Source organism: Streptomyces sp. NPDC037301, assembly GCF_055602785.1.
The window spans coordinates 41,922-49,199 of record NZ_JBVJWD010000052.1 but is presented as its reverse complement, the minus strand read 5'-3'; the positions used below and the strand labels follow the sequence as shown (position 1 = coordinate 49,199).

Here is a 7,278-nt window from a genome sequence, read left to right as displayed (position 1 = left end):
CCCGCGGAGCGGGTGTCTCAGGGCTGCGCCCTTCGCTAGAGCGGCCGCAAGCGGCCGTAGTTGGGTCTGCGACCCAACGAAAGCAGGGCGGGGCTGCGCCCCGTAATCCTCCGCTGCGCTTCGGATTGGGCATTCTGCTGCGCGCCATGCCCTCGCGACTGGTTGAGCTGTGGTTTCTCTTGGTTTGGCGTCTTCCAACTTGTCGTGTGTTGCGGCTACTTCGGGCAGCGACAAGGGACGGGGGCTCTGATTGGCGCTTGACTGTCCGTCAGATTCTGGCGATGGGTCATGAGCTAGTGCCGAGGTTGGACCTGACGTCCAAGGTGTCGATTTGGTTGAACTCCTGGGATCGACGGATACCCCCTTTCATGTCGGTGGGAGTGACGCCTGCCGACCCGCTATCGGCCGGCGGGGCGTTTGGTTCGCCCGTTCGGCTGTCGCCCGATCTCCTGCGCTACGTGCTTGAGCTCGGCTTCCCCGTAGGCGGTGCGGATGCCTGAGGGGGTCATGCCGCTGGCCTTGGCGAGGGATTCGAGGTGGTACGGGCGCGGGCCCTGGAACGCGCGTCCGTAGGCGAGCAGTTGGCGGATCTCGGCGTCTGCTGTGGCCTTGCGGGCGCGGGCCTCTTCCAGGGCGAGGAGCAGGGGGTCGGCCTCAAGGCCGTCGCTGGCGGCTTCGAGGTGGTGCATGTCGTCTGCGCGGTGACGTTCGACGGCGGCGTAGGCGTCGGGGTACTGATCGGCCGGAGTGACTGAGTCGGGTGTGGGGAGGGGGTGGCGGATGGCTGCAAGGTCGGCAATCAAGTCCATTTTGCGATGGTCGCATTTTTTTGCGCTCATCGCAACAATTGATTTTCGTCGGCGGTGTGTGCCGCCGGCCGCTCGGTGCTGTCGGCTTCCCGCAGGGGTCAGATGGCGGTGATGTCGGCGGGCCGGCTGCGTGGCGGGGTGGTGGTGAAGAAGGCGCGCAGGGGCTGGTTGATGTGGTGTTCGCGGCCTGTGCCCTGGGCGCCGGCATCGAGCAGGGGCGCTAGGTCGTCGGTGTCGGAAGGAGTCAGGACGAGCCAGCGCAGGATGATCTGCAGGGTGAGGAGCCGGAGGGTTCGCAGCTCTTTCAGTTTCTCCTGTTCTGTCTGGTCTTTGATCACGTCGCCGTGCACGTAAGTGGATTGGGCCTTGTAGGCGCGCTTGACGATGGCCTTGGCCTCATTTTGGTGGTCAGGGGTGAGGAACAGGGCGGACGCGCGGGAGCGGATGTTATCGGCGGTGCCCTCGCGTTTGTCGTTGGGGCTGATCAGCAAGGCTTCCAGGGCGATGACGTAGTCGAGGTACAGTTCGTCGGCCTCCACCTCCCAGACGCCGTAGTCGGTGTAGGTACGCTGGTAAGCGGCCAAGAGGTGCCGGGCGGCACGTTCGAGGCGCCGGGCGCGCCGGTTGAGGATGCGTCGCTTGTGGGTCGCGCCTGACATGACCGCGTTGATCTTCGCCGAGATAGCGGTGCAGAAGTCAGTCAGGGCCGGGAGGTCTGAGGCCGAGACATGGAAGTCGCCGGTGTCGCGGACCTCGACCTCTTCCTCTCTTCCGTACCGGCCTTCATACACCTGGATGGCGGTCGGCACATCTCTGGGGTCCAGATCGAAGCGTCGTCCGCGCGCGACGGTGAAGACCGAGGCCACCCGGAGAAGCTCGCTGTCCCACAGCATCAGTGGAAGGAGGGCCTGCCAGTGCTGGGCTTCCGCGCGCGGGCCGGTGAAGTCGAACCAGGTCGGTCGACGGGTGACCGTGCGGCCGGGATCAGGAACATAGAGGAACGGTGCGCCGGTGATCAGGCCGAGATCATGGCTCCGGCGCTGCAGGACGTTCAGCGCTGGCATCGGGACCGTCTGACGGAGCTCGTCCGCAGTGAAGGTCTGCAGGGTGTGCCGCCCCAGCGGAATCCGTGTTCCCTCGGGGAAGGTGCCGTTGAGGAGCAGCCATCGCTCGTGGACCGGCGTCGGGCCGGTGCAGAAGGTGACGAAGTTATCCGCGACCTCGGAGACGGGGACCGGTGCGCCTTGGGCAATGAGACGTGCCGCCTCGCCCAGGCCCGACTCCCCCAGCAGCGTTCGGGGGTCCGGGACCCAGTCTCCGTTGACCTTGGCGTAGAGATCGGGGTGCTCTTCCCTTGGCGCTGCGGCGGCCAGCGCTCTCTCCACGTCCTTCCAGTGGGGCTGGAGCATCAGTACCACGATGGACTGGGGCGTCGGCGAAAGGCTGCCCGCGTACTCGAGCCACGACAACACGGCCTCACGCAGGGGAAGATGCTTGCTCATACGGCCTGAAACTAGCTGCCCCAGTCGCCCGCGGGCAGTAGTTTTCCAACGGCGGAACCAGTAGCGGCCGGTCGTCCTCGATGTACACGACAAGGGTGACCATGCCGGGCCCGGTATCCGGGCGGCCGGCCCGAAAATGAGGGACGCCGCTCGTCGACGTGGATGTCCGCGCGACCTGGCCCCGTCCGCTCGCCGAGCTTGTCGACCGGCTTGCCGATGACGCCCGCCGCGCGGAACACGCCCCCAGTACTACCAGGACCTCGAAATCCTGTCGCACGAGGAGAGCACCCTCGCCCATCTCGAAGGGTGCCTCGTCCGAGCCCGCCACCACACCCGTCTGCTGAACCACGAGAAGGACGCGACCCACATCTGTGTGGTCAACCGGGCACGTCGAGAAAGTGCTACACGTCGTCCGGCGGTACCGCTAGGGCACCTCGGCCAGCCAGGCGGCCGCCAACGAGGCAGAGGCCACGAAGCGCGCTCAAGGCGCAGCTGTTTCACGACGCTCGGCAAGAGCCGGGAAAGCCGTGTCCGTGCGAAGAATCCGGCGGACTGCACGGCGAGGAGTGCGCCCCTGCTGATCAAGCGGTGGTGGTCGCATTTTTTTGCTCTCTTCGCAATTCTCTCCCCTCTGCCCAGCGCGGAAGAGGAGACTAACCACTCCATATGAGTGATCAGGGGAGACACATGGCGCTGGACGGCACTGAGCTGTGCGAGGCGATCACGGCGGTTCGCGAGGGCCTCACTGCGGCCCAGCGAATCGGGGATGGATCCCCGATTCGCTTCACAGTCAAGGAGATCACCCTTGATCTCGGCATCGAACTGCGCCGTACCGCGGCAGCAGGCGGCGGCGTCAAGGCGTTCGTCGTTTCTGCCGACGGCCGCGGCGAGCGCGTCAGTGCCACGACGCACCGCATGACCGTCACCTTGCAGGTGGAACCTGACAGCAGTGGGCGCGATCTGCCGATCGGTGACACTGGTCGCGGTCTGGATCCGCTACCCGCTCCCGCTGTCGGTTCGTAGGATGCGGGCAACTGGTGGGGAACTCTCTGGGGCAGCGGACTGTCGAGGTTGTCAACCCTCGTACCGGAATGTTCGGGTCTGGCTGTCTAGTGGCACCGGGGCTGGTCCTGACTGCACATCACGTCGCTTGCCTGGGTGGGGACACACAACCTGTCACTGTCCGGGACGAACACGGCGCGACCGCAGATGCCGAGGTCGTATGGTCGGACGCGACGCTGGACGCTGTGCTGCTGCAGGCCGATCGCGCACTGCTGGGCGTCGGCCTGACGGTGGTGCGCTGGGGTGAGCTGACGTGCGAATACCCGGCCGCACGACCGGTGTGTACGATGACCGGCTTCCCCCGGGCGATGCGCCGATCGCTGCCTGACAGTCCGAACATCTTCGTGAGCGACCCGAAGACCGTCGACGGGCATATCAAGCCCAACACCGGCTCCCGCTCCGGGCTCTACAGTTTCGAGGTCGACGACGCCTCTCCCGCATCCGCCGAGCTCTGGCACGGCCTGTCCGGGGCCGGGGTGTTCTGCCAGGACACGGTCGTGGGACTGGCCACCCTCGCCTCGCAGCATTGGCAAGGCAGGATGCTCATGGTGATGCCGGCCACGCGCCTGCTTGTGGCGGCCGGATTCACCGAGACCTTCACCACCGCGACCGGGATGCCGCCCCAGCTGCAGTCAGCCGACCTGAGCATGCTGTTCGCCGACGCGCCCGACCCCCAGCTGTCGTCCTCCTACCTGCTCAACCCGCGCTCGCAGGTCGTGCCGCTGACCGGCATGACCAGGCACCTCGATGCGCTGGAGGCCTGGTGCCGTACCAGCCGCAGCACAGACGTCACAGTCATCGCCGGGATGGGCGGTATCGGCAAGACCCGCCTGGTCACAGAACTGCTCCACCGGCTCACCCAGCCCCATCCGGACAACCACGCCCTCCGGCCGTGGACCGGGGGCTTCCTGGCCGACACCCCACTCCAGCAACCGCCCCACTACGGCAAGTTCGCCGCCACCGCATACCCGCTGCTCATCGCCATTGACTATGCGGAGACCCGCCGCAGCCAAGTCGATCAGGTCCTCAATGCCCTCGCCGCAAGGCGCGACGGCAGCCCGGTCCGTGTCCTTCTCCTCGCCCGCGCACGTGACAACTGGTGGCCCTCGGTGTGCCGTGCCTGGCGAGGCACCCGCGTGATGAGCACCAGCGCGAGCATTGACATCGACTTGGCAGACGCGCTGCGCGGCACGGACGAGGAGGGCGCCGTCGCAGACGCCAAGAACGCCTTCTCCGAGCGGATCCAGCTGCTCCAGAACGCCGGGCTCGGCGACGACTGGGCAACGTCGCCCCTTCAGCCAACTCCTGACATCGACAGTGGGTTCGTGTCCGCCGCTCAGCCGGAAGGTGACACCCTCATCTCACTGCACATAGCGGCACTCGCCGATGTCCTCGCCGCTCTCGACGCCGACTTCGCCCGCCACGAGAACCCCATGGACGTCCTGATCGCCCACGAGATGAGGTACTGGCGCCGGATCGTTGAAGCTCGTGGTGAGTTCTTCGACGAGGCTCTGATGCGGACCATGGTCGCCGTCCAGGTCCTGGCAGGCGCCAAGAGACGCGGCGACGCACAGGCCGCTGTCGCCGTCGGCTTCGACGTCCATCACCGCGGCTTCCCCAACACTGCGCCGCACGACGCCCGCCTGCTCGCCGCCTACGAAGACATTCTCACCGCCGCATACCCCTCGGGCAGCGGAGCCCGCTGGGGTGCGATGGGCCCTGACCTGCTGAGTGCCGCGCTGATCACAGAAGTCGAACGGGACAGCGACCACCAATTCATCGAACATCTCCTGGCCCACCCTTACTTGAAAATGGACCAGCAGCACCGAAGCCTGACTGTCATTGCCCGAGCCAGCACCACCCACCCCGACCTCGCCGCTGCCGCCACCCGCGCTGTGGCCGCTGCGCCCGAGAAACTCCTGCCTCTGGCAGCCAAGACCATCGCCGCTCAGCTCTCCCCCGAGGCAGCCCGGTCGTGGCTGCTCGGCCTGCAGGACGCCATCACCAAGGAGGCACAGCGACCCGATGCCGACTCTGACATCTACGCCTGGGCCACCGGCACTGTCAGCGCCGCCCTCACCTTCCTCGAGACCGGTATTGGCAGGAGGCCGCCGAATGCGGACGACCCGGGCAACAATGGTCCAGAACAGGATGGCTACCCGAACACGACGAAGAACGGTGACGGCCCGGGTGCCTCTCCCCCCACTGCTCCAGCAGGGCCGGCCGACGCCCTCGCAACCCACCAATCTGCAGTCACGGCCGCAGCAGCCGTACAAATGGCACAACAGACGGCCTTGGCCGGCGCGATCACAGGACGGGGTGGCTCCGCGATGCGGAGTACGTCCGCACGAGGCGGCGACAACGCGCCTGGCCTGGGCACCCCGGGGTCCGACATTCCAGGCCCCATTCCCTCAGGCCCTCAGCGCCCAATCCTCGCTCAAGCGGCCACTTCCGCAGCACCGAGCGGAGGCGGGACCCCAAGCGCCGGCTTTCCGGTAGGGCGCAGCGGCGACGGGGCCGAGGCGAGGAGAGAAGGAGACCGGCTGCGCTTCGTGGGGGCCGCGACCAGGCGGATCGCCCGCGGCATAGACCTGGACGAGATCGTGCTGGGCCTGTGCCGGGCCAGCGTGCCGACCTTCTCCGACGTCATACTGGTCTACCTGCGCGACCCGGTGCCGGTGGGTGACGAGCGGCCTGTCGCGCCGTTCGTGCTGCGGCTGCGCCGGTCCGACCGGCTGCGTTTAAGCGAGGAGGAGACCGAGAGCTCCGCGGAGCCCGAGTGGCTGCTTCCTCCCGCCCTCGCCGGTCTGACATCCGCGGCCGAGCTCTGCGAGGTCTGGGCGCGCGGCGCGCTCGCCCAGGTGCTGCGCGGCGTACGGCCTGTCTTCGGGGACTCTGCGGCGGCCCGGGCCGCGCTGACCGAGCTGCTCGGCGCCGGGCGGACCGTGCCCGCCGGGCACCGCGCGATCCTCGCTCCGCTGCGCGGCCGACGGCGGGTGATCGGCGCTGCTGTCTTCCTGCGCGGGCCCGATCGGCCACACTTCGAGGCCAATGACCTGCTGGTCGCCGCCCAGCTGGCGACGCACACCGCGCTCGGCATCGACAAGGCCGTGCTGTACGGACGCGAGGCGTACATCGCCGACGAGCTGCAGCGCACCATGCTGCCCGACTCGCTGCCGCAGCCGACCGGTGTCCGGCTCGCCTCCCGCTATCTCCCGGCCGCCGAGACGGCCCGGGTCGGCGGCGACTGGTACGACGCGATCCCGCTGCCGGACAGCCGGGTGGCCCTCGTCGTGGGCGACGTCATGGGTCACTCCGTGACCTCTGCCGCCGTGATGGGACAGCTCCGCAGCATGCTTAAAGCGCTCGCTGCTCTTGACCTGCCGCCACAAGAAGTGCTGCACCACCTGGACGAATTGGCGCGGGATCTGGGCAGTGATCGCCTGGCGACCTGCATGTACGCCGTGTACGACCCCGTCGCGCACCGCATCACCATCGCCAACGCCGGCCACCCCCCGCCGGTGCTGCTGCACCCGGGCGGCAACGCCGAGGTACTGCGTGTCCCGCCGGGAGCGCCGATCGGCGTGGGCGGGGTCAACTTCGAGGCGGTGGAGCTGGACGCCCCGGCCGGGGCGACGCTGCTCCTCTACACCGACGGCCTGGTCGAGTCGCGGCTGCGCGACGTCTGGACGGGCATCGAGCAGCTGAGGGAGCGGCTCGCCACGACCGCGCAGCTGACCGGCCCGGACCATCCGCCGCCGCTGGAAGCGCTCTGCGACGACGTCCTCGGCATGCTCGGCCCGGGCGACCGGGACGACGACATCGCGCTGCTCGCCGCCCGTTTCGACGGGATCGCGCAGCCTGATGTCGCGTAGGGGGTGGCGCAGCGCGGTGGAGCTGAAAGC

At 68.0% G+C, this 7,278-nt stretch carries 3 protein-coding genes and 2 pseudogenes; 3 read left to right on the top strand and 2 right to left on the bottom strand.

Annotation, left to right across the window (positions count from 1 at the left end; translation table 11 throughout):
- Nucleotides 1-398 precede the first annotated feature (398 nt).
- Both ACZ7IB_RS41170 and ACZ7IB_RS41165 read right to left on the bottom strand, forming a co-directional pair.
- On the bottom strand, nucleotides 399-809 hold the full coding sequence (locus tag ACZ7IB_RS41170) for a hypothetical protein (protein ID WP_470919850.1): 411 nt from the start codon (nucleotides 807-809) through the stop codon (nucleotides 399-401).
- Between the two features lie 98 nt (nucleotides 810-907).
- Nucleotides 908-2,311 (bottom strand): hypothetical protein, encoded by a 1,404-nt coding sequence (locus tag ACZ7IB_RS41165; protein WP_470919848.1) that lies wholly within the window; start codon nucleotides 2,309-2,311, stop codon nucleotides 908-910.
- A gap of 687 nt (nucleotides 2,312-2,998) precedes the next feature.
- Between ACZ7IB_RS41165 and ACZ7IB_RS41160 the strand changes: the two genes are divergently transcribed.
- The 3 genes and pseudogenes from ACZ7IB_RS41160 to ACZ7IB_RS41150 form a co-directional block, all read left to right on the top strand.
- Complete coding sequence (locus ACZ7IB_RS41160) at nucleotides 2,999-3,334, top strand: trypco2 family protein (protein WP_470919846.1); 336 nt, start codon at nucleotides 2,999-3,001, stop codon at nucleotides 3,332-3,334.
- Nucleotides 3,335-3,402: 68 nt separating this feature from the next.
- Nucleotides 3,403-3,864 (top strand): annotated as a pseudogene (locus ACZ7IB_RS41155) (trypsin-like peptidase domain-containing protein); the annotation flags it as partial.
- A gap of 1,785 nt (nucleotides 3,865-5,649) precedes the next feature.
- Nucleotides 5,650-7,245, top strand: a pseudogene (locus tag ACZ7IB_RS41150) (PP2C family protein-serine/threonine phosphatase); the annotation flags it as partial.
- Nucleotides 7,246-7,278: the final 33 nt, after the last annotated feature.